Raw genomic sequence first — 23,271 nt, forward strand, 5'->3', positions numbered from 1 at the left:
TATTTGAAAGAAATGCACCACGTTAACCGTGGTGCAAAAAGCATCATTGAAATTATTCATCAATCACCAAAGTGATTTATTTACCGCTTTGGCACTGTTGGCAAAGCCAAGATTCAAAAACTTGGCTTTTTTTGACCGCACTTTATAGCACAGCACCACTTAATCCGATGAAAAGCCCTGCAATGGTGGCACTCATTAAGTTAGCCAATGTTCCTGCAATGACGGCTTTTAAACCAAGTCGTGCAATATCGCTACGGCGATTTGGTGCCATACCGCCTAATCCGCCAATTAAAATGGCAATCGAGCTGAAGTTGGCAAAACCGCAAAGGGCGAATGTAATAATTGCTTTGGTTTTTTCACTTAATACGACAGCGGAATCCGGTTGTAAGTATTTGGCAAATTCGAGATAACCCACAAATTCGTTTACCGCTAATTTCATTCCGATCATTTGTCCGGCAATACCGGATTCTTCCCAAGATACGCCAATCAAATAAGCAAGTGGTTTAAAGACCCAACCGAAGATTGCTTGTAGGGTTAAATCGCCATAGCCAAACCAACCGCCCACACCGCTTAAAATACCGTTAATAAGAGCAATTAAGGCGACAAAGGCGATCAACATTGCCCCAACATTTAAGGCTAATTGCATACCGGCAGTTGCACCGCCCGCCATGGCTTCTAACACATTGGACGGTTTTTCACTGTCATCGGTTTCCGGTTGGGAATCCGTGAATTGCTGGGTTTGAGGATAAAGGATTTTAGCAAATAATAAACCGGCCGGCGCTGCCATAAAAGAAGCGGCGATTAAATAGGTGAGTGGTACGCCCATTCCGGCATAACCTGCCATCACTGAACCGGCAATAGAGGCGGTGCCTCCCACCATAATGGCAAATAATTCGGATTCGGTCATACGGCTGATATAAGGTTTCACCACTAATGGCGCTTCTGTTTGACCCACGAAAATATTGGCGGCGGCAGACATAGATTCTGATTTTGATGTGCCCAATACTTTTTGCAAAGCACCACCGATAATTTTGATGACCACTTGCATAATCCCTAAGTAATAAAGCACAGAGATTAAACCGGAGAAAAAGACGATAATCGGTAACACTTTCACCGCAAAGATAAAGCCGACATTGCTTGGGTCAGCCAATCCGCCAAAAACGAAGTTAATTCCTTCATTACCATAAGCGATCACGTTGGATACTGCATCAGCCGTTGCCCCTAAGGCTTTTTGACCTGCCGGTACATATAAAATAAGGGCGGCAAATCCAATTTGGATTGCAAACGCCCCTAACACGGTTCTCCAATTAATCGCTCTGCGATTATTTGAGAATAATAATGCGATGGCAATTAGCACCACCATACCAAGAATGCTCATTAAAACACTCATACACACCTCAAATCGTTAAAATTAAAATTGGCGGTCATTCTACTGCTTTTTTGTGAAGCAGTGTGAACTTTTTCACAAAAAAGTAACACAATCATCTAATAAATCGTCAATATGTGATCGATGCCACATTTTTTTGCATAATCTTCGAGCTGTTTTGTTTTTTCTCGGCTTGGTACAAAAGCCTGCAAGCCTTTTTCATCCCGTACGCCTTTGGTATGCACTCGGATAATTTTCAGCAGAACATGGGGATAAGGTTTAAGAAGAAGGGCAAGCTTTTCGATTAATTGAAAGGCATCAAAAAAATCCTTTACAAAAACCAACCGCACTTCTTCCACTTTATTGAGAGGAAGCAGTTTGGCAAGATTGGATAAATTGCGGGTCAGATTTTCGCTTTTCATCGGCTGGGTGGTGAGATGAGGGGGCGACACATTACCCGCTCGGTTTTTCAGATCAAAACAAAGGCGTTGCAAACCTAATCCTTCACCTTTTAAATCGAACAAGAATTTATCTGTCACCTCAATTAAGGGTTTGATGCGATTAAAATCAAAAAAACCGCTACTATCCAAATAACAACTCAAACCCTCCGCATGGAGGGCGTGAAATAAAGGGATTAACTTTTTATGATGGAGTGTGGGCTCACCGCCTGAAATGGTGACGCCACGAATAAAAGGGGCGGCTTCCATTACCTGATCATAAAGGTAACGTAAACTCACCTGTTGTACCCCTTCCGCATAGCGTGGGATCGTTTCAGGGTTGTGACAATACAGACAATTGAGTTTACAGCCCTGTAAAAAAATGCTGGTTCGGTTACCTTGCCCTTCCACATTGGAAAAAGGAATGATCCGATGAAGTGGAACATAAACTGAATTGAGTGTCGAAAGTGCGGTCATTTTTTCCCTTATTTTGTCTGTTTTCCCTGTGAGCATCATGTTTTCTGAAAAGCCTAAAATCCTTCACTTCTGGGACTTTTTCTCAATATCAAGTACTTCGACAATATCTAATGACCCGGCTTTAATTCGCCATTTAACGTTAAATTCATAAAGACTAATGCCATAAATACGCTCATTGGGTTTTCCCTGCTGATAGGCCGGGCGAGGATCTTGTTCGATCACTTCACGAATAAAACGGGCGAGGTGAGGGCGTTTTTCTTCCAGTTTTTTGACCGTACTTTGTGCGTGCTCGGTGAATTCCACTTGAAGTTTTGCCACGGGCTTTTCTCTTGCAAAACCGGATTTTGCATCAGGCTGGCTATCGGCATAAGCAATATAGGGTTTGATGTCGAAAATGGGGGTCCCATCAACTAAATCTACCGCACCTAAATGTAAAAAAACATGGCCGTTGATACACTCCACCTTGCGTAGTTCGACTTTTGATAAGCCTAATGGGTTTGGGCGATGGGTGGCCCGAGAAGCAAATACGCCCACACGTTGATTTCCCCCTAAACGTGGTGGACGAACCTTAGGCTGCCATTTTCCCTGTTGAATTTGATCGAACTGAAAAATCAGCCAAAGATGGCTAAATTGTTCCAGCCCTTGCACCGCTTCCGGTGAATTATAAGGGGGGAGCAGCTCCACAATTCCTACACCGTCTTGAACCAAATCAGGCTGTCGAGGCACGGAAAATTTTTCTTTATAAGGCGTGTGAATAATCGCAATGGGCGAAAGGGTTAAATCATTCATAAATCGTTGGGATTAAGGTAGAATACGCCACTTATTGTAATCAAAAGTGCGGTCAAAAAAAATGACAAATGAAAAATTGAAAATGTGGTGGGAAACGGCACGTCCAAAAACCTTACCTTTGGCGTTAGCCTCTATCTTCACAGGTTCAGCGCTGGCCTATTGGGCAAAACCGGAAACCTTTAATGGGGGAGTGATGGGGCTTTGTTTGCTGACAACAGTTTTATTACAAGTGCTATCGAATTTTGCCAATGATTATGGCGATCACCAAAAAGGTACGGATACGGAAGAGCGCATTGGGCCATTGCGTGGTATCCAGAAAGGGGGGATTTCAGCGGTGGAATTAAAATGGGGGCTCATTTTCATGGTGGTCGCCAGTTTTATTTCTGGGTGTTTTTTGATCGGCATAGCTTATGAAAGCTTAACCGACCTCTTTGCTTTTGCATTACTTGGCATTTTAGCGATTGTGGCGGCAATCACTTATACCGTAGGGGCGAAGCCTTATGGTTATATGGGCTTAGGGGATATTTCTGTTTTAGTCTTTTTTGGTTTGCTTGGTGTGGGGGGAACCTATTATTTACAAACCCATAGTGTTGATAGCTATATTATCCTCCCGGCCATTGGTTCCGGTTTACTTGCCAGTGCAGTGTTAAATATCAATAATTTACGGGATATTGAACAAGATGCTAAAGCCGGCAAAAACACGCTTGCCGTTCGCTTAGGTGCACATAAAGGGCGTATTTATCACTGTATTATATTAAGCCTTGCCGCACTCTGTTATTTGCTTTTTGCCCTCACCACGGCCACATCATGGGGGAATTATTTGTTCTTGGTCGCTTTTCCATTGCTTGCTCAACATGCTATTTTTGTTTATCGCAGTCAAGAACCGAGTGCATTACGCCCCATGTTGGCACAAATGTCGATGATTTCACTTTTCACCAATCTGCTTTTTAGTTTAGGCTTGCTTATCGGATAAATCCGCCTATACTAATGGCTATCTCAACGTTTAATAGGGGAAACTTATGTTTATTGATACTTCAGAACTTTGCGATCTTTATGCGGATCAAGTGGATGTGGTTGAGCCGATTTTTTCAAGCTTTGGTGGGTTAAGCCACTTTTTTGGGAAAGTCACCACCGTAAAGTGTTTTGAAAACAATGGACTTATCGCTGAAGTATTGGAAGAAAACGGGGAAGGCCGTGTTTTAGTGATCGATGGCGGTGGCGCAGTACGCCGTGCTTTGATCGATGCCGAGCTTGCTCAATTGGCAGCAGATAATGGCTGGGAAGGGATTATCGTTTACGGCGCAGTTCGCCAAATCCAGCAGTTAGAAAATATTGATATTGGGATTCATGCCCTTGCGCCAATTCCGGTGGGCGCAGATGAAAGCGAAGCCGGTGAAAGTGATATTCCGGTGAATTTTGGCGGGGTAACGTTCTTTCCTGAAGATTATATTTATGCGGATCTCACCGGCATCATCCTTTCACAAGAACCCCTTGATTTAGATGATTTTGAAGCCTAATCAATAAGATAAAAAAGAGCGGTCAATATTGTTGCAGAATTTCCAGTATGATGTGTCGTAACATCATACTGGATTTTTTTGGCGTGATTAAAGTGAGCTAATTAGAGTTTTTCCACTAATTCAACTGCCGCACCGATATAGGTTGCCGGGGTCAGCTGTTGTAAGCGGGCTTTCTCTTCCGCAGGAATTTCTAGTTTTTCTACAAATTCACGCATTGCTTGTTCATCCACACGCTTGCCTCGGGTTAATTCTTTCAATTTTTCATAAGGCTTTTCAATGCCATAACGGCGCATCACCGTTTGAATTGGTTCTGCCAGCACTTCCCAGTTTTGATTGAGTTCGTCACGCAAATGCTGTTCGTTCACTTCCAGTTTGCTGATCCCTTTGCGGGTTGCCGCATAGGCGATTAAGCAATAGCCTAACCCAACACCCAAATTACGCAATACGGTGGAGTCCGTTAAATCCCGTTGCCAACGAGAGATAGGCAGTTTTTGTCCTAAATGGGTCATCACCGCATTGGCAAGCCCAAGATTGCCCTCAGAGTTTTCAAAGTCAATCGGGTTCACTTTATGCGGCATGGTAGAAGAGCCGATCTCTCCGGCAACGGTACGTTGTTTGAAATGATTTAATGCAATATAACCCCAAAGATCACGGTCGAAATCAATCATAATGGTGTTGAAACGCACAATGGCATCAAAATATTCGGCAATGTAATCATGCGGTTCAATTTGTGTGGTGTAAGGGTTCCAGTTTAACCCCAGTGAAGTGACAAATTCCTCACTGAATTTATGCCAGTCAAGGTTTGGATAGGCTGAGAGGTGGGCATTGTAGTTCCCCACGGCACCATTAATTTTACCGAGAATTTCATTTTGTTGCAGTTGTTTGAATTGACGGCGTAAGCGATAGACTACATTCGCCATTTCTTTTCCCACTGTGGTTGGCGAAGCCGGTTGCCCGTGGGTGCGGGAAAGCAATGGGATGGTTTTGTAGTCGTTTGCCAGTTGGGTAATGTCATCAATCAATTTTTGCCATTGCGGTAAAATTACCGTATCACGAGCGGTTTTCAGCATTAAGGCATGGGAAAGATTGTTAATATCCTCCGAAGTGCAGGCAAAGTGGATAAATTCCGAGACTTTTGCTAATTCCGGTAGGGCTTCGCTTTTTTCTTTTAGGAAATATTCCACCGCTTTTACATCGTGATTGGTGGTGCGTTCGATTTCTTTGATGCGTTCGGCATCTTTTAGGCTAAATTCACTGACAATTTTATCAAGGTAATCGTTTGCTTCCTTAGATAAATGGGAAACTTCCGAAATCTCAGCAGTTGCCGCTAGTTTTTGTAGCCAACGCACTTCAACGGTAACACGGAATTTGAGTAAACCAAATTCACTGAAAATTGAACGAAGTTCGGTGGCTTTATCTTGGTAACGCCCATCAATTGGGGAAATCGCAGTCAGTGCGGAAAGTTGCATAAAATACTCCGGTTATAGTAAAGAGATTGAGGTTATAGGGTTGAATAGATTTCTTTTGCCGTATTGAGGATTTTTCCTCGAGAGAATAAAAGCTGCCATTTATTGCCCCCGACTTGTCGCCATAATACCGCCGAACGAATACCGGCAAGCAAACAGGCTCGGATTTTATTTTGGATAAACGGCTGTTGTAAGTAGAAAGCATCGCCGATTATATGAATTTTTTTTCCTAAAGGACTGATAAGATCAGAATAAATGCCTGCCATAACAGAGAGGACGCTTTCATTTAATAAGTCGTGATAGGCGAGTTGATCCGGTAGGCGTCTAATGCGTTGGGCAACGAGGGATTTGGTTTCAGGGGATTTATTCAGCAATCTTTCTAAATTCATCAGACCACTCCAATAATCGAGCAAATTGCGATCCTTCAGAGTGGAAAATTGTTCGATAAGGGTTTCTAAGCCCAGTTTTAAATGCTTTCTTTTTCCACTAAAAACGGCGAGGGTATTTTTCGGTTGGGTTTTTACAAGAGAGTAGATGCTGGTGTGAAAAGCCTCAAGATCCTCAACTTCCCCTTTCATCGCTAATTGGTTGATGAGGGCAACAGATTGAAATATGCCGGCAAATGCCAATACAATATCATCATATTTTTTCATAAAAGAAATATCATCGATGTGATAAAACAGGTCAAAAGTGGCGGCAATATAGCATTTTTGCCGGCTGTTTTGAACTCTCTCATTAAAAAACTCACTATCTTTTGATATGATACCGCCAATTTGTTTGCAAAATGAAAGGATAACCTATGACAAAACCGATCGTATTTAGCGGTGTGCAACCTTCCGGTGAACTCACTATTGGGAATTATTTAGGGGCGCTGCGTAATTGGGTGAAAATGCAAGAAGACTATGAATGTATTTTCTGTGTAGTGGATTTACATGCGATTACGGTTCGTCAAGATCCTGCTGCCCTTCGTAAAGCGACCCTTGATGTAGTGGCTTTATATTTAGCCTGTGGTATTGATCCGAACAAAGCGACCATTTTCGTGCAATCTCATGTGCCGGAGCATACGCAATTAGGTTGGGTGCTTAATTGTTATACTTATTTTGGTGAAATGAGCCGTATGACGCAGTTTAAAGATAAATCGGCACGTTATGCGGAAAATATTAATGTGGGATTGTTTGATTACCCTGTGCTGATGGCGGCAGATATCTTACTTTATCAAGCCAAAAGTGTGCCGGTGGGCGATGATCAAAAACAACATTTGGAAATCACCCGTGATATTGCAAACCGTTTTAATGCGCTTTATGGCGATGTTTTCACCATTCCTGAAATATTCATTGGCAAAGCCGGTGCACGGATTATGTCGTTGCAAGATCCGGAAAAGAAAATGTCAAAATCCGATGATAACCGCAATAATGTGGTGACATTGTTAGAAGATCCAAAATCTGTGGCGAAAAAAATTAAACGTGCGGTGACCGATTCTGATGAGCCGCCGGTGGTGCGTTATGATGTGAAAAACAAAGCAGGCGTATCAAACCTATTGGATATTCTTTCTGCAGTAACGGATAAATCTATTGCACAGTTGGAACAAGAATTTGAAGGGAAAATGTACGGTCATTTAAAAACCGCTGTTGCTGATGAAGTATCGAATTTGCTTGCCGGTTTGCAAACACGTTTCAATGAATATCGTCATAATGAAGCCTTGCTTGATGAAGTGCTTCGTCAAGGGGCGGCAAAAGCTCGAGCCAAGGCACAAGAAACCTTGGCAAAAGTCTATGAGGCCGTGGGCTTTGTGGCAGCAAAATAATGAATTAAAGAAGGAGTGAATGATGGCAATTCAAACCGAAAAGCCCATTGAATGTGTGGGCTGTAATACCTTTGATATGAAATCATTGTTTGACAATCGGGATTGTACACAAGCGATCAGCTATCTCTACGACACCCAAGAACAGGCACAAACCGCCCTTGATTTCTTCACTCAGAAAGCCCGAGAGGTGGAAAGCGAACCTTGCGAAATTCAATCAGAAATCAGCAAAGTCGATGACGGTTATTTGTTAAACGCAAGCTTTGCTTTTTGTTGCCAAGCGGAATTAGTTATCTTCCAAATGAAGACGGCATAATAGCGCAAAAGTGCGGTCAAAATTCGCTGAATTTATGCGATGTGATGCAGTAGGGGCACACTGCGTGTGTCCGTTATAAAATCAAACAATTTCAATATGTTATAAACGGACACACGCAGTGTGTCCCTACCATTTTTCAAAAAACCACCTTTCCCCCAAATCCATCTTTTCAACCGATTAAAATTTAATGCTATTTTGGACCGCACTTTCCTGTTTATCCCTCTCTTTCTTTCAAACCAACAAAGCGAAATGTCCCTTTATTTTTTGTGGGATAGGTGCTTTTGTGGCGAAATTCTGGGTGAATTTTAAGTGATTAATGGATACCTTTGAGAAAATTTAATGTTAATTCATTGTTAATATTTGGTTAAATTTTGCTTTGCTTTTGTTTTTTTTTTGTACAATGTGCGCGTTTTTGTGTGCAAAAACAGAAAGCTATTTTTAGAAAATTAATTGGATATGGAGGTAACAATGAACGTTACAATGAAAAAAACAGCAGCGGCAGTGGTTGTCGCTTTAATGTTGAGTGGATGTAAGATTTCAGGTTCTTCTGGTAGCCATACGCCTCAACCGATTGAGCCTGCTCCAACGGTGAAAGCCATTGATTACAGCGAACAATCCGTACAACAACTTGAGCAAAGTGTGATTAAGGCACAAAAAGTATTGATGGAGAGCCAAACCAAACTCACGCAAGTGGAAACCAAAATCACGGAAATTAATCGCCGTATTATTGTGCTTAATGAAGAAATTCGTGTATTGGAAAAAGCAGAAAAAACCGATGTCAATGCATTAAAAACGAAGCGTGATGCCTTGGCTGAGGCAAAACAATTATTAATCGTACAAAATAAAATTTTGGTGGTGGTTCAACAAGATGTGAAGCAAGCACAAATCAATGTAATGAATGTGCAAAATATTTTGATTGAGAAAAAGGCCGAGCAAAATAACCCCTCTGTCATTGTGACACCAGGGAAACCATCAAAACCTAACCAATCAAACCAATCCTCGCAATCAAATCAACCACCTCAGTCAAGCCAACCGAGCAATGCCTCTCAGCCAAGTCAGCCGAGCAGTACATCGCCAAGTCAGTCAGGCGGAGCATCTCAGCCAAACAAGCCGGGCAGCGTATCTCCAAGTCAATCGGGCAATGCTTCTCAACAGGTACAACCAACCCCTCAGCCCGGAACAGAAAAACCGGAGGTGAATTTAGAGGGGTAGCATGGCGTAATTGGGATGCCGTTGGAACGGAGCGTTTTTATACATCAATAGCAAAGTATGCGACAGATTATGATGTCCCTCGAGGAGATCTAGTGTTATCCGATCAAAATACCGCTTATTTCAGAGATCTTGACTTCTATCAAATCGCAAAACAAGATAAAAATAATCCGAATTTCTATGGTTGGCATGAAGGTTCGATTGAAAATGAAGGCATTGAAGGGATTGAAATTAAAAGTTTCGAACTTGCGGGAGATATGTCACCTAGAAATATTCTCACTCAAGCAGTTCGTCCGGAAAGATTTAATTATATTTTTAAAAATACCCCTTATTCCACTTATGGTGCGTTATTTACAAATGAACATGATGTGATGATGTTTACAACGAGAGGAAGTTCGGCTGTGGTTGGGGAAACGAATAATGCCTATTCTATCGGAAAATATCGCATTAATGATAAAGGGATTAAAACCGATCATATTGATTTTATTGATGAGGTAAAAGGTTCTGCCACCTATAAAGGAGAAGTACTGGCTCGTACCGGAGAATTGCTAACCAATAAAGGCGTTCCTTCTGAGTATCGTAGATCATTACCGTTTAAAGACGGAAATATTACGATTAATGCGCATTTTGGTGAACGCCCGGAGAATAGTTTTATTACCGCAACATTGAAGAGTAAAACCTTAGGTGAACAACAGTTTGAGAAATCAAGAATGACGATTTCTGATAAGAGAGATATTGAATTTTATCGTACTAACAGCACCGGTGTGATACTGGATGGGTTATTCATCGGTCAGCATGCTGATGAAGCCGTAGGGACTATTCGCTATGATAGTGGTGCAGTAGACCAAGGAAATGGTAACTATCGATATTCCTCATACAATGCGGTGTTTAGTGCTGAAAAACAGCCCAAATAACATCATGTCTTATAGGGCGAATATTTATTCGCCCTCACATATAAAATACAATTTCATCAAAGAAAATATGAAAACACCTCAAATTTTAACCGCACTTGTCCCCCTGCTTTTTACCTTACCCACCTCAGCCAATATCAGCGAGCCACAACAAAACATCAAAGTGGCAGAGCCACAGAAAGGCGAGCAAGAGGTGAGTATTCCAAGGCAAAATCAACCACCGCTTCATCTTTCCGAGGCGGATTTAAAACATAACCCGACTTTAACCCAACAATTGTTAAGCCAAGCCATTTACGCCCGTGAACCACAGATGATTGAGCAATTGCTGGCGATTTATAAAACCTTTCCTCATACCGATCCTTTGCTTATTCAGTTTGCGGAAGCCAAACAGGCGGCATTAAAAGGGGAATTCAGCAAAGCCATTCGGGTTTATCGTGAGATGTTGGCAGAGCGGGCGGATCTTAACCCCGTGCGTATTGAACTGGCGATTGCCTTATTTAACGATAAACAAAACACCGCCGCCACTGAACAATTTCAAAAAGCCTTAAGCGCCCCCGCCACGCCTGCCCCAGTGCAACAGCTCATCAATGCTTATTTAGAGGCATTGCAGGAGCGGGATGCCTGGCAGATTTCCGCCAGTACTTATTATGTGCGTGACACCAACGTGAATAACACCGCCGATAGTCGCAATATTGAACAAACGGGCTATGTGAAAAATGACGATATGATGCCGCAAACCGCACATGGCATTGCTTATAATTTTTCGCTTGGCAAAGATTTTAACTTAGGCAACCGCTATTATTTAGGCTTTGAAAATGATTTATCGGGTAAAAGTTATTGGGATAATCACGATTATGACGATATTTACAACCGCACTTCCCTTGGGCTACGTTACAAAACCGCACAATCCACCCTCAGTCTGATGCCTTTTTATGAAAAACGTGGGTATGGGGGCGAAAGCTACCAATGGGCAAATGGTGCAAGGTTGGAATTGAGCCATTGGCTCACCCCAAATTGGCAACTTTCAAGCGCCGCAGAATTTGCCAAACAGCGTTATTTCGACAGCCAAGCGCAAAACGGCAATCGAAAACTGATTTCCGCCACCTTGGTTTGGGCAAGAACACCACGCCAATTTTTCTACCTTGGCGGCGATTTCAACCGTGAAACCACCCAGGTGAAACAGTATGGTTCAGACACCAAATCCCTCCGCTTTGGCTGGGGACAAGAGTGGGGCAAAGGGATTTCAAGCCGTTTGGCTTTCGGCATTTCACAACGACACTACAAAGATAAAGCGGAGCTAGGCGGGCTGATTGCCTTGGGGAAAGTGCGTAAAGATCGCATTTTCAACGTGAATTTCACCCTATGGAAACGGGATTGACATATTCTCGGCATCACCCCAAAACTGCAATTTTCTTATCGCAAGCAAAAAAGCAATATTCCCACCTTGTATTCCTACAACCGTCAAAATCTGAATGTGATTTTTGAGAAATCTTTTTAAATGGGGGGGAAACAGAAAGGGATGCTACATCGGCATCCCTACACAATTCTTATTTACTTAGTAAAATTTTTATCAATAACCCAATCGCTGCCGCATCATCCACCAAGCCCATCGGGCCGAGTATTGCCTCAGGTAAAATATCAATCGGGCTGAAGAGATAGACTAAAATCAAGATGATTTTAATGAGTTTGGTTTTATTCATTCGGTTAAACCTCATTTAGCCTTCAAGTTTATCGGCATGGTGAAGCATGACAAAGCGTTCCCAAAGTTGTTCTTCACTTTCTTGATGATCAGGGTCGGGTTTAATACAATTTGTGATAGGGCAAACTTTTTGGCAGGTCGGGGTGTCATAATGGCCGACACATTCTGTGCAAAGCATAGGATCAATGATATAAATGTCATCACCGACAGAAATCGCCTCATTAGGACATTCCGGTAAGCACATATCGCAATTTGTGCATTTTTGCGTGATGAGTAATGCCATTAATGATCCCTTACATGTTAAATAGCATAGATAGAAAGTGGCGAATTATAGCCGACAAACCCAAAATTGACAAAAGATACCCTTATGAAAAAACATATTTCTACTCTTTCCATTATTGTTCTTGCACTCATCAGCCTCTGGCAATATTTCAGCGAAGGGAAAAACGCACCTTCCCCCTCTAAACCCTCAACACAAAATACCGCTCAAGAGCGCAAAAGTGCGGTTAAAAATACGGAAGTTTTTGCCGATTATGATGTGGTGATGCGTGATGATCCTATCGGGCAAAATGCTAATGCACCGGTGGATTATTATATGTTAGCGCTTTCTTGGTCTCCGGGGTTTTGTGCCTCTCAGCGTGAAAAATACGGTAATCAATTGCCTTCATCGGCCCAATATCAATGTGAAAATAACCGCAGTTTTGGCTGGGTTGTCCATGGCTTATGGCCACAAAATGCTCAGGCACGCTCTGTGGCGGATCACCCTCGTTTTTGCCAAGGGGATTTACCTGCCTTACCTCAATCGGTGATTGAACCTTATCTCGCTTTATCGCCGGGGGCGAAGCTTTTACAAGGGGAGTGGGAAAAACACGGCAGTTGTGCGTTCAGCTCTGCAGAGCAATATTTTGCTAAAGAATTAGCCTTATTTAGTGATTTACGTTTACCAACAGAGAAATTAGATCGGCGAGAATTATTCCGTTGGATGAAACAACATAATCCTCAGTTGAAAAATGCCTATTTGGGGGCTAGTCGGAATGAATTATTTATTTGTTATAACAAGCAATGGCAAGTGATAGATTGCCCGAAGTAATTGGGATTTCTTTGATCTAAATCGTTACAACTTTGTCATAACTCGCTATAATGAACGGGTTTTAATTTTAACTTTAACCAACAAAGAGGATAGATTATGTCAGTAATCAAAATGACCGATTTGGATTTAGCCGGAAAACGTGTGTTTATCCGTGCTGATCTTAATGTACCGGTAAAAGACGGCAAAGTGACTTCCGATGCGCGTATTCGTGCCACCATCCCAACGTTGAAATTAGCCCTTGAAAAAGGGGCAAAAGTGATGGTGACCTCTCACTTAGGCCGTCCGACAGAAGGCGAATTCAAACCTGAAGACTCTTTACAACCGGTGGTTGATTATTTGAACGAACATCTTGATGTTCCTGTGCGTTTAGTGCGTGATTACCTTGATGGCGTAGAGGTCAAAGACGGCGAAATCGTGGTGTTAGAAAACGTGCGTGTAAACAAAGGTGAAAAGAAAAACGATCCTGAGTTAGGTAAAAAATATGCGGCACTTTGTGATGTCTTTGTGATGGACGCATTTGGTACGGCACACCGTGCGCAAGCTTCCACTTATGGTGTGGCGGAATTTGCCCCTGTTGCTTGTGCAGGCCCATTGCTTGCAGCTGAATTAGATGCTTTAGGCAAAGCATTAAAAGAACCGGCTCGTCCAATGGTGGCCATCGTGGGTGGTTCTAAAGTTTCCACAAAATTAGAAGTGTTAAATTCCCTTTCAAAAATCGCTGATCAAATTATTGTGGGTGGCGGTATCGCTAATACCTTTATTGCGGCAGCCGGCCATAATGTAGGGAAATCTTTATATGAAGAAGATTTGATCCCGGTGGCAAAAGAATTAGCGGCAAGTACAGATATCCCTGTGCCGGTTGATGTGCGTGTAGGCACAGAATTTTCTGAAACCGCACCGGCAACCGAAAAAGCGGTAACGGAAGTGAAAGACGATGAGTCCATTTTTGATATTGGTGATAAATCTGCAGCGCAATTGGCTGAAATCATTAAAAATGCAAAAACCGTGTTATGGAACGGCCCGGTAGGGGTGTTTGAATTCCCTAACTTCCGTAAAGGAACAGAAGTGATTTCTCATGCTATTGCAAATAGCGATGCTTTCTCCATTGCCGGTGGTGGTGATACCTTAGCGGCAATCGATTTATTCGGTATTGCCGATAAAATTTCTTACATTTCAACCGGTGGTGGTGCATTCTTAGAATTTGTTGAAGGCAAAGTCTTACCGGCGGTAGAAATTCTTGAAAAACGTGCGAAGAGGTAATCACGCAAATTGAGTCGTAAAGTAGTGTGTGGGCAAATCCACACACTCACTAAAATGTTCAACACTTAAAGAGGAAACAACAAGATGGGTTTATTAGATATTGTTAAACCGGGTGTATTAACCGGTGAAGATGTACAAAAAGTATTCGCTTATGCTAAAAAACATAACTTCGCAATCCCTGCGGTAAACTGTGTAGGCTCTGATTCGGTAAATGCCGTATTAGAAACGGCGGCTCGTGTAAAAGCACCGGTGATTGTTCAATTTTCTAACGGTGGGGCTTCTTTCTATGCAGGTAAAGGCATCAAACCGGCATCAGGCGCGCGTGCGGATGTATTAGGGGCGATTGCAGGGGCAAAACACGTTCATACTCTTGCAAAAGAATATGGTGTGCCGGTTATCCTTCATACCGACCACGCTGCGAAAAAACTCCTTCCTTGGATTGACGGGTTATTAGAAGCTGGTGAAAAACATTTTGCCGAAACCGGCCGTCCATTATTCTCTTCTCATATGATCGATTTATCGGAAGAGCCAATGGAAGAAAATATGGTGATTTGTCGTGAATACCTTGCCCGTATGGATAAAATCGGGATGACCCTTGAAATCGAAATCGGTATCACCGGTGGAGAAGAAGACGGCGTAGATAATTCCGATGTGGAAGAATCCAAACTCTATACCCAACCTGAAGATGTGTTATACGTTTATGACCAATTAAATCCGGTTAGCCCGAACTTTACCGTTGCGGCGGCATTCGGTAACGTTCACGGTGTTTACAAACCGGGTAATGTGAAATTAAAACCGTCTATCTTAGGCGCATCACAAGAGTTTGTGGCAAAAGAACGTAATCTTCCGGCTAAACCAATCAACTTTGTATTCCATGGCGGTTCAGGCTCTTCTCGTGAAGAAATTCGTGAAGCAATCGGCTACGGTGCAATCAAAATGAACATTGATACGGATACACAATGGGCATCTTGGGACGGTATTTTAAACTTCTACAAAGCCAATGAAGCTTATTTACAAGGTCAATTAGGTAATCCTGAAGGCCCGGATGTTCCAAACAAAAAATACTACGATCCACGCGTTTGGTTACGCAAAATGGAAGAATCCATGTCTAAACGTTTAGAGCAATCTTTTGAAGATCTCAACTGCGTTGATGTTTTATAATCCGGCAAAATAACATAAAATACTACCGCACTTTTTAGTGCGGTTTTTTTATGGTTGAATGTATCGCCGAGTGACGACTTATGCAAATTTCAAAACAAAATATCCTTCCAGTCTTAGCAAATTTTAGTATTAGCTTTTTCTTTTTATCCGTGTTGGCCTTTAAAGGTGGACACAATATTGCCCCGATTTTTTTGATGTTGTTAGGTCTAGGCTATGGTATTTACGGATTGATTAAAAAGTTTAAATGGCATTTATCGCAAGAGGATAAATGGCTTATTTATAGCTATATTTTTTACTTTGCGGTTTTTGTACTTTCCTTTTTTGTGAATGACGAAAAAGGACGGGTATTGGATAACCCAAGTCGGGCGGTTTTATTAATCCCCACTTTAATTTTTTTATTGAATATGCCGTTAAAGCTCTGTGCATTGATTTATGCTATTCCGTTAGGCTCGGTAATGGCGGGGCTTGTTGCGCTTTATGATAAGTTTATTTTACATAGCCCGATGGCCTATTCTCCCCGAACGATGCAGATTCAAGGGGGTGATATTGCGATGTCATTGGGCTTATTCAGTCTTGCCATTGGCCTTTATTTTTGGCAAAAATCGCAGAAAAAAATGACCGCACTTTGTCTTTTCGCCTCCTTCTTCGGCATTGCAGGAAGCATTTTTTCTACTGCCCGTGGCGGATGGGTTGCCTTACCGATTATGCTGGTGGCAATGTTATGGATTTATCGCCATTCACTTTCAAAAAAATTCTTCCTTGGCGTTTTGGGGCTATTTACCCTCGCCCTTGTTGGCATAAGCCAAATGCCTAATAGCCGAGTGATGGAACGTTTTTCTTTGATTCAGAGTGATATTGCCAACTATGAAAACAATAAGACGAATACCTCGCTTGGCGCACGTTTTGATATGTGGAAAAGTGCTGTATTAATGATAAAAGAAAAACCGATTTTAGGCTGGGGAGAAAAAGGGGCGATAGAAAAGCGTAAGCAAGATGTGAAAGAGAAAGTAGTTATGGGGAATATTGGACGATATGATCATGCCCATAATCAGTATCTTGATGATTTATCCAAACGGGGTGTGATTGGATTTATCGCTTTTTTAGGGATTTTACTCGTGCCTTTATCTCAATTTAAACGCCGTTTGAATAGCCCCTCTTCAGAAGTGAAATTAATCGCTACCTTGGGAACGGTGCATATTCTTTCCATTATGATCTATTGTTTGAGCCAAGGTTTTTTCACTCATAATTCCGGGAACATTTTCTATCTTTTCTTAACGGTTGTGTTTTATGCTCTGTTAAAACAAGCAGAAAAAACACACAATGAGGCGCAGTGATGAACAAAATATTGGTTATTCGTAATGATAAACTGGGGGATTTTATGCAGGCATGGCCGGCTTTCGCTATGTTAAAAGCCTCTAATCCTTCATTAAAATTGACCGCACTTGTGCCTCGCTATACCGCACCATTGGCAGAAATTTGCCCTTATTTGGATGAGGTGATTATTGATAGCAAAAGGGACGATAAAGCGGATTTCAATCGTTTGGTGAGTGAAATCAAAGCACACCATTTTGATGCCATGATAAGCTTTGTTTCGGATGTGCATAATGCCAAATTAGCTTGGAAAAGCGGCATAAAATATCGTCTTGCGCCCGCCACGAAGCTTATTCAATTTCTTTATAATCATCGTTTGACCCAACGCCGTTCCCGTTCAGAAAAATCAGAGGCGGAATATAATCAGGATTTGGTGCGTGCCTTTTTGAAAAAACACCAAATGCCGATTGTAGAGCCAACCCCGCCCTATTTAGTATTTGATAAAAGTGCGGTTGAAAATCAACGTGTTTTTTTACAGCAAAGCTTGGGACTTTCTGCGAAGAAAAAATGGGTCTTTGTGCATAGCGGTTCTGGGGGATCTGCAACCAATCTTTCACTGGCGCAATATGCACAATTAATTCAAGGGTTGCTTGCTGAATTTGATTGTCAAATTGTGCTGACTGCAGGCCCGGGGGAAAGCGAACAAGCCCATGAATTGGCGCAATTAGTGGGGGATGAACGCCTTGCTATTTACGATAAAAATCAGGGTTTGGTTGATTTTGCCCATTCCTTAGCTTGTGCGGATTTATTTATTGCCGGCTCCACAGGACCTTTGCATTTAAGTGGAGCATTGAATGTGCCGACCGTAGGGTTCTATCCAAGTCGCCGTTCTGCTTTACCGATTCGTTGGAAACCGATTAATGATGCGGATAAGCATATCGCCTTTTGTCCACCAAAGGGCAAAGCAACACAGATGAATTTAGGTTTAATTTCCATTCCGCAGGCATTAATTGAGATCAGGGCGTTCGTTCAACGAATGTGGCAGACGGGAAATTAAATTCAAATAGCCTTGCACGATCCAGCCAATTCCGCTGGCAAAAATCAGCGTGCCAATGCCAACGGTGCCGCCGAGAATAAAGCCCAATAGGCAAACAGACACTTCCAGTGTCGTGCGAACAACGCCGACCTTGAGGTGAAAGCGTTGGCATAATCCCACCATTAATCCATCTCTTGGCCCTGCCCCTAAGTGGCAGGTCAGATAAAATGCTGTGCCTAATCCATATAACAACATACCTATCATACCAAAGCCGATTTTGCTTGAAAGTGCGGTGGGTTGTGGCAGGATTTTTGTGGTGATACCTAAAAAGAAAGCGATCACAATAATATTTAAGATCGTGCCTAACCCAAAGCGGAGTTTTAATGGCAACCACAAAAGCATCACAACAACGCTAATAAAAAACGATGACCAACCAATGCTGATTTCAGTTTGTAATGCTACCCCTTGAGAAAGTACTGTCCAAGGCGTAGACCCCAATCCGGAAAGCACAATTAAACCATCGCCAATGCCTAAAATCGCCAATGATAAGATTAACACCGATAGGGTCGAAAAATTGGCAGACCACAATGAACTCGCTGCCCAACAGGGATAGGGGATAACGCGTGCTTTTTTCATAATGATATCCTTTTATTTGAGCATTTATCATAAAAGGAAACTTCATAAAAATAAAACAATTTGATGGGCTATCTTAGTCTATCTAAGAAATGTGATTAGAAATCAAATGGTGTGTTGTGTTTCGATACATTAAGAAAAAGGAATAGCCACGACTTTCTGAAGTAACGGTTCTTAGTGTTCATTGTCTATTTTGAAATGATTAATCACTTCTAAAATCAGTTTTTTCTGAGGCTCAGAAAGTGTAAGAAAACGGGTTAAAAGCAGATTATCAAGCTCAGTTAAATCTTGTTGTTCTTCATCTGAAACCCCATAACGCAACCACTGAGGTGAAACATCAAGCCATTTTGCTAGGGTATCAATCTTTTCCGGAGATGGGATGGCCAAGCCGTTTAACCATTTATGAACCGCCTGATTAGTGACGGCTTCTCCCGAATGGCGTAAATTAAACTTAACAGCAATTTCACTGACCTTTAAATGTGCCAGATTTGCTTGATTTAAAGCGAGGTGTAATCGCTCGCCAAATTTTTCTTTTTCTGTTCGTATTTTCATAGAGGAATTATGTGCTCAATAAAACTTCATATGAAAACCATATTGGTTTGATTTAAAACCAAAATAGTTGATAATAAAACTGACATGGTTTAAAATTCTTTCGGATTTTATAACTAACCTTAAGGAGAAAATTATGAAGAAGTTACTTTTATCATCATTAACCATCGCTTTGACTATGGGATTAGTTGGCTGTGCTGAATTGCAAGATACGGTCAAAGATTTAGGTAAATCAGCGAAAGACAGTGCAGTGAACTCTGCAAAAATTCATGGTTCAGCCAAAATAAATGAAGGTATTGGTAAGGTGATGAAAACCGGTTACTAAGTGAGTATAGAAGGTGAGGAACATTCCTCATCTTTTTTGTTGGCAAATTTAGGCCAAAGATTTTATTTTTAAAAACTGTGATCTTGATCACTGATTGAAAATTGAGTTCTTATTACCTTCAAGTAAAATATGACTGATTTTTGTTTCTAAGGAACTCATTATGCTCGCTTCCCTTCAAGATATTCTCGATACTGTTAAAGCTAATAATCTCACTTATCACCAAAAATTAATGATGTTGGGCAATATTGCCGAACGGTTGTTTGACCCCAGAGAATTGTTGGGTTACACCGATGAAGAATGGGGCTTTTTACAGAACCAAATGATTTGTGATTTATGCGAGGGGTATGCGATTTATCGTCCTCGTTATATCCTGCCTGATTACAATGTGTATATTCAAAAAGGCTGTGAATTTTTAGAATTACCGCCGCCAAAGGATCTTGATGAAGCGCTTGATGGTTTGCTTATTCTTTATTCCCATATCCCTTCTATTACGACCTACCCCGTTTATGTGGGGCGATTGGACAGTTTACTTGAGCCTTTCATTACGGATGAAGAAAAAGATTACATCAAAATTAAACGCTTTTTAAATCATATTGATAAAACCGTGCCAGATTCTTTTTGTCATGCCAATATTGGGCCTTATGATACCAAAGCCGGACGTTTAATTTTACGCGCAGTCATTGAGCTTGAAGCCCCTACACCGAATATGACTATCCGTTATGACAAAACAAAAACCAGCCGTGAATTTGCCGAACTGGCAGCAAAAGCCTGTTTGTTGGTTTCTAAACCTTCCTTTGCAAACGATGCCTACTATATTGCTGATTTAGGCGAAGAATACGGCATAGCAAGTTGCTACAATGCGCTTCCGGAATGTGGCGGGGCTTATACTTTAACCCGTTTACGCCTTGGAACCATTGCTCGGGCTTGCAAAAGTGCAGACGAAATGGTGAATGAATTATTACCACGAGTAGCGAAATGCGCCCTTTCTACCATGGATAAACGTCATAAATTTGTGGTGGAAGAAAGCCACTTTTTTAGCAGTTCCTTTTTAGAAAAAGAAGGCTTTATTAAACGCACTAATTTTACCGGGATGTTCGCTATTGTAGGTTTAGCGGATGCGACCAATCACTTGTTGCACTGTGAGGGGTTAAACGAAACCTTTGGAAAAAGCCAACGAGGGGATGAGATCGCAACCGCCATTATGGATAAATTAAAAGAAATCACCGATAGTCATGAGGGAGTTTATGCCGAGCGTACGGGCAATCGCTATTTATTACATGCCCAAGTTGGGGCAAGTAATCATGAGGAAGATAAACACAATGCACCGGCACATCGTATTCGGGTGGGGGAAGAGCCGACATTACTCGCACACCTCAAACAATCGGCCCCTTTCCACAAATATTTCCCATCCGGTACGGGGGATTTATTTGCTTTTGATCAAACCTATGTGGATCATTGCGATGCGGTGGTGGATATTATTGATGGCGCTTTTGCTTTGGGCTATCGTTACATCACGACTTATTTAAAAAATACCGATCTCATTCGTGTGACGGGTTATTTGGTGAAGAAAAGCGAAGTGGAAAAATACCGTAAGGGAGAGGTGGCATTGCGAGATACCACTTGGTATGGTTCCGGCACGGATGAATGTGCCAATGTGTTTGATCGCCAATTGCGTGATGAGCAAGATGTGAAGGCCTAATGTGAAAAAGAGCGGTTAATTTTCCGCTCTTTTTTAATGAGAGATAGCAGAGAAGAGGTTAATCACAATCACGCCGGCAATAATCAGCCCAATGCCAATCATTCCCGCCAGATCAATTTTTTGTCCGAATGCAAAATACGCCACAACAGCAGTCAGCACAATGCCCACCCCGGACCAAATGGCATAAACTAACCCTACGGGTAGGGTTCGAAAAATAATGGACACAAAATAAAAAGAAATGCCATAGAGCGTGAGTGAGCCGAGAGTGGGCAGTGGTTTAGTAAAACCATCGCTTACTTTTAATAAATTGGTGGCAGCAATTTCTAAGCAAATGGAAAGAGCAAGTAAAATCCAAGGGTTCATTGAATATTCCTTATCAAATAAAAAAGAGACGCTAATAGGCGTCCCCTTTCATTAGGTTATGGTTTAATTTATTAGCAATCTTGTTTACCGTAAGCATCTTGACGAAGAAGATGACGTACACCTTCATCAAACTCAGCCAGCACTTGTTCGGCATTTTTCGGATCTGTGCCACGAGCGTCTAGATAGAACTTGATTTTCGGTTCTGTACCGGAAGGACGGGCAATTAAACGAGAGCCGTTTTCCAACACAAAGACAAGAATATCGCTTTGGCGATCAGTTTTTGTGTGATCGATAAATTGTGCCACATTCACGCCACCGATAACAGTTGGTGGTGTATTGCGAAGTGCGGTCATTAATTTACCGATTTCAGCCAAATCGCTCACACGAATGGAAATTTGTCCGCTCACATAGGCACCGAATTCTTTAGTAAATTCATCGGCATAATCGCTCAAGGTTTTACCTTGTTTTTTCAAGTTGCGGACAAGATCTAAGAACATAATCGCGGCTGAAATCCCGTCTTTATCACGGACTTTGTCCGGATCGACCAAATAACCGAGTGCCTCTTCAAAGCCAAACAGTAAGCCTTGAACTTTACCGATATATTTAAAACCGGTTAAGGTTTCTTCTGATTGGAAACCGTATTTTTTAGCGATTTCGGCAAGGGCAGGGGAGGATACTAAAGAGCAGGCCAATATCCCTTGTTTACCCTGTGCGTGATATTGTTTGGCTAAATACCAACCTAAGAAACAGCCGACCACATTACCGTGTAAGGCTTTCCAGTTTCCTTGTGCATCCGGCATAGCAACAGCTAAACGGTCGGCATCAGGGTCGTTGGCAATAATAAATTCGGCGTGGTTTTCTTTCGCCACTTTAATGGCTAAATCCAATGCCCCTTTCTCTTCTGGGTTTGGGAAATTCACGGTTGGGAAAGTGCCGTCCGGCCAAACTTGTTCAGCCACAATATGAGGCTGTGGTAAACCTGCTTTGGCAAGTGTTTTGCTTAATACTTCATAGCCTACACCGTGCATTGCCGTATAAACATAGTTGATGTCGCATTGCGGTTCTTTGGCAAGGGAGGCGGTTTTGGCAATGTAAGCATCGATGACTTCATCATTTAGCACGATATAATCATCGCTACGCACTAAATCTTGAATACTGCCTGCCGCCACTTTGTCGATGAGTGCGGCAATTTCTTTGTCTGCCGGAGAGACAATTTGTCCGCCACCATTGGCTTTGCCGAGATACACTTTATAGCCGTTATCTTCCGGTGGGTTGTGGCTTGCGGTGACCATTACACCGGCTGTGGTGTCAAAATATTGAATGGCATAGGCTAACACCGGAGTAGGGAGTTTGCGTGGTAATAGATAAGCTTTTATTCCTGCACCTGCCATGATTTCTGCGGTATCACGCGCAAAGACATCAGAATTTTTACGGCCATCATAACCAATCACAATCGAAGGTTCTTTGTCGTAACCTTTCAAAAAATCGGCTAAACCGCCGGCAGCTTGTGCCACTAATACACGGTTCATACCCATTGAGCCGGCCTGTAACGGCCCGCGTAACCCTGCTGTACCAAATTGTAAACGACCATCAAAGCGAGCTTGTAATTCTACTTCTGCTTTTGCATCGCCTGCTTTGGCAGAGGCTAAAAGTGCGGTCAATTCTGCACGAGTTTCTGCATCCGGATCTTGGTTTAACCAATTTTGTGCTACATCAAAAAGCGTTGCCATAATTCCACCTTATTAAGTTTAAAGAAACACATGGATAGACTAGCGGAAAATCATTAAAGTTCAAAGGCTTATTTAGTGAAAATTTGATCTAGGTAACACTTTTTATTTCTCTTATTTTTTGTTGCC

The 23,271-nt window shown here is 42.1% G+C and carries 24 protein-coding genes and 1 pseudogene; 14 read left to right on the forward strand and 11 right to left on the reverse strand.

Annotated features, from left to right (window positions below; genetic code table 11):
* Positions 1-142: 142 nt before the first annotated feature.
* The 3 genes from BKK48_RS02590 to tsaA all read right to left on the reverse strand — a co-directional run bounded on the left by BKK48_RS02590 (position 143) and on the right by tsaA (position 3,069).
* Positions 143-1,390, reverse strand: a complete 1,248-nt coding sequence (locus tag BKK48_RS02590; protein ID WP_077426642.1) for a NupC/NupG family nucleoside CNT transporter — start codon at positions 1,388-1,390, stop codon at positions 143-145.
* Positions 1,391-1,485: 95 nt separating this feature from the next.
* On the reverse strand, positions 1,486-2,280 hold the full coding sequence (locus tag BKK48_RS02595; RefSeq protein ID WP_077426643.1) for a 4Fe-4S cluster-binding domain-containing protein: 795 nt from the start codon (positions 2,278-2,280) through the stop codon (positions 1,486-1,488).
* Between the two features lie 63 nt (positions 2,281-2,343).
* On the reverse strand, positions 2,344-3,069 hold the full coding sequence (gene tsaA / locus BKK48_RS02600; protein WP_077426644.1) for a tRNA (N6-threonylcarbamoyladenosine(37)-N6)-methyltransferase TrmO: 726 nt from the start codon (positions 3,067-3,069) through the stop codon (positions 2,344-2,346).
* 61 nt (positions 3,070-3,130) lie between these two features.
* Between tsaA and BKK48_RS02605 the strand changes: the two genes are divergently transcribed.
* Complete coding sequence (locus tag BKK48_RS02605; RefSeq protein WP_077426645.1) at positions 3,131-4,042, forward strand: 1,4-dihydroxy-2-naphthoate polyprenyltransferase; 912 nt, start codon at positions 3,131-3,133, stop codon at positions 4,040-4,042.
* A 46-nt stretch (positions 4,043-4,088) separates the two neighbouring features.
* Positions 4,089-4,586 (forward strand): ribonuclease E activity regulator RraA, encoded by a 498-nt coding sequence (rraA, locus tag BKK48_RS02610; RefSeq protein WP_077426646.1) that lies wholly within the window; start codon positions 4,089-4,091, stop codon positions 4,584-4,586.
* A gap of 101 nt (positions 4,587-4,687) precedes the next feature.
* Here the strand turns inward: rraA and purB are convergent, their stop codons facing one another.
* On the reverse strand, positions 4,688-6,055 hold the full coding sequence (gene purB, locus BKK48_RS02615; protein ID WP_077426647.1) for an adenylosuccinate lyase: 1,368 nt from the start codon (positions 6,053-6,055) through the stop codon (positions 4,688-4,690).
* 32 nt (positions 6,056-6,087) lie between these two features.
* Positions 6,088-6,705 carry a high frequency lysogenization protein HflD gene (gene hflD / locus BKK48_RS02620; RefSeq protein ID WP_077426648.1) on the reverse strand — a complete coding sequence of 206 codons (618 nt, stop codon included), beginning with the start codon at positions 6,703-6,705 and terminating at the stop codon, positions 6,088-6,090.
* A gap of 146 nt (positions 6,706-6,851) precedes the next feature.
* Here hflD and trpS point away from each other — a divergent pair, with 146 nt between their 5' ends.
* The 5 genes and pseudogenes from trpS to BKK48_RS02645 all read left to right on the forward strand — a co-directional run bounded on the left by trpS (position 6,852) and on the right by BKK48_RS02645 (position 11,787).
* On the forward strand, positions 6,852-7,856 hold the full coding sequence (trpS, locus tag BKK48_RS02625; protein ID WP_077426649.1) for a tryptophan--tRNA ligase: 1,005 nt from the start codon (positions 6,852-6,854) through the stop codon (positions 7,854-7,856).
* 22 nt (positions 7,857-7,878) lie between these two features.
* Positions 7,879-8,169, forward strand: a complete 291-nt coding sequence (locus tag BKK48_RS02630; protein ID WP_077426650.1) for a YfcZ/YiiS family protein — start codon at positions 7,879-7,881, stop codon at positions 8,167-8,169.
* A gap of 468 nt (positions 8,170-8,637) precedes the next feature.
* On the forward strand, positions 8,638-9,381 hold the full coding sequence (locus BKK48_RS02635; protein ID WP_077426651.1) for a hypothetical protein: 744 nt from the start codon (positions 8,638-8,640) through the stop codon (positions 9,379-9,381).
* A gap of 92 nt (positions 9,382-9,473) precedes the next feature.
* The gene (locus tag BKK48_RS02640; protein ID WP_077426652.1) at positions 9,474-10,292 is read left to right on the forward strand and encodes a hypothetical protein; all 819 of its coding nucleotides are present in this window, start codon (positions 9,474-9,476) and stop codon (positions 10,290-10,292) included.
* A gap of 67 nt (positions 10,293-10,359) precedes the next feature.
* A pseudogene (locus BKK48_RS02645) lies at positions 10,360-11,787 on the forward strand (surface lipoprotein assembly modifier).
* A 49-nt stretch (positions 11,788-11,836) separates the two neighbouring features.
* On the opposite strand, the gene BKK48_RS02650 reads toward BKK48_RS02645, so the two are convergent.
* Together BKK48_RS02650 and BKK48_RS02655 are read right to left on the reverse strand one after the other, a co-directional pair.
* Positions 11,837-11,989 (reverse strand): DUF1232 domain-containing protein, encoded by a 153-nt coding sequence (locus tag BKK48_RS02650; RefSeq protein WP_077426653.1) that lies wholly within the window; start codon positions 11,987-11,989, stop codon positions 11,837-11,839.
* Positions 11,990-12,004: 15 nt separating this feature from the next.
* Entirely contained in the window at positions 12,005-12,271 is a 267-nt protein-coding gene (locus tag BKK48_RS02655) for a YfhL family 4Fe-4S dicluster ferredoxin (protein ID WP_077426654.1), read from the reverse strand.
* Positions 12,272-12,355: 84 nt separating this feature from the next.
* Between BKK48_RS02655 and BKK48_RS02660 the strand changes: the two genes are divergently transcribed.
* The 5 genes from BKK48_RS02660 (at position 12,356) to BKK48_RS02680 (ending at position 17,867) form a co-directional block, all read left to right on the forward strand.
* Positions 12,356-13,078, forward strand: a complete 723-nt coding sequence (locus BKK48_RS02660; RefSeq protein ID WP_077426655.1) for a ribonuclease T2 family protein — start codon at positions 12,356-12,358, stop codon at positions 13,076-13,078.
* Between the two features lie 96 nt (positions 13,079-13,174).
* Entirely contained in the window at positions 13,175-14,338 is a 1,164-nt protein-coding gene (gene pgk / locus BKK48_RS02665) for a phosphoglycerate kinase (RefSeq protein ID WP_077426656.1), read from the forward strand.
* An 84-nt stretch (positions 14,339-14,422) separates the two neighbouring features.
* Positions 14,423-15,499, forward strand: coding sequence for a class II fructose-bisphosphate aldolase (gene fbaA, locus BKK48_RS02670; RefSeq protein WP_077426657.1), 1,077 nt, complete (start codon positions 14,423-14,425; stop codon positions 15,497-15,499).
* An 80-nt stretch (positions 15,500-15,579) separates the two neighbouring features.
* Positions 15,580-16,833 carry an O-antigen ligase family protein gene (locus tag BKK48_RS02675; protein WP_077426658.1) on the forward strand — a complete coding sequence of 418 codons (1,254 nt, stop codon included), beginning with the start codon at positions 15,580-15,582 and terminating at the stop codon, positions 16,831-16,833.
* Positions 16,833-17,867 carry a glycosyltransferase family 9 protein gene (locus tag BKK48_RS02680; RefSeq protein WP_077426659.1) on the forward strand — a complete coding sequence of 345 codons (1,035 nt, stop codon included), beginning with the start codon at positions 16,833-16,835 and terminating at the stop codon, positions 17,865-17,867. The genes BKK48_RS02675 and BKK48_RS02680 overlap by 1 nt, the downstream gene beginning before the upstream one ends.
* Here BKK48_RS02680 and yczE read toward each other — a convergent pair.
* Entirely contained in the window at positions 17,817-18,485 is a 669-nt protein-coding gene (gene yczE / locus BKK48_RS02685) for a membrane protein YczE (protein ID WP_077426660.1), read from the reverse strand. The two genes, BKK48_RS02680 and yczE, sit on opposite strands and share 51 nt — an antisense overlap.
* 168 nt (positions 18,486-18,653) lie before the next feature.
* Entirely contained in the window at positions 18,654-19,031 is a 378-nt protein-coding gene (locus tag BKK48_RS02690; protein WP_077426661.1) for a helix-turn-helix domain-containing protein, read from the reverse strand.
* Between the two features lie 133 nt (positions 19,032-19,164).
* Here BKK48_RS02690 and BKK48_RS02695 point away from each other — a divergent pair, with 133 nt between their 5' ends.
* On the forward strand, positions 19,165-19,353 hold the full coding sequence (locus BKK48_RS02695; RefSeq protein ID WP_077426662.1) for a hypothetical protein: 189 nt from the start codon (positions 19,165-19,167) through the stop codon (positions 19,351-19,353).
* Between the two features lie 160 nt (positions 19,354-19,513).
* Positions 19,514-21,052: a YjjI family glycine radical enzyme gene (locus BKK48_RS02700; RefSeq protein ID WP_077426663.1), complete on the forward strand. Its 1,539-nt coding sequence runs from the start codon at positions 19,514-19,516 to the stop codon at positions 21,050-21,052.
* Between the two features lie 33 nt (positions 21,053-21,085).
* Here BKK48_RS02700 and BKK48_RS02705 read toward each other — a convergent pair whose 3' ends face one another.
* Together BKK48_RS02705 and BKK48_RS02710 are read right to left on the reverse strand one after the other, a co-directional pair.
* A complete protein-coding gene (locus tag BKK48_RS02705) occupies positions 21,086-21,415 on the reverse strand; it encodes a DMT family transporter (RefSeq protein WP_077426664.1) in 330 nt (109 codons plus the stop codon).
* Positions 21,416-21,486: 71 nt separating this feature from the next.
* Entirely contained in the window at positions 21,487-23,145 is a 1,659-nt protein-coding gene (locus tag BKK48_RS02710; protein ID WP_077426665.1) for a phospho-sugar mutase, read from the reverse strand.
* Positions 23,146-23,271 lie beyond the last annotated feature (126 nt).

The sequence above is a fragment of the Rodentibacter heidelbergensis genome, assembly GCF_002000125.1.
Taxonomy (GTDB): domain Bacteria; phylum Pseudomonadota; class Gammaproteobacteria; order Enterobacterales; family Pasteurellaceae; genus Rodentibacter; species Rodentibacter heidelbergensis.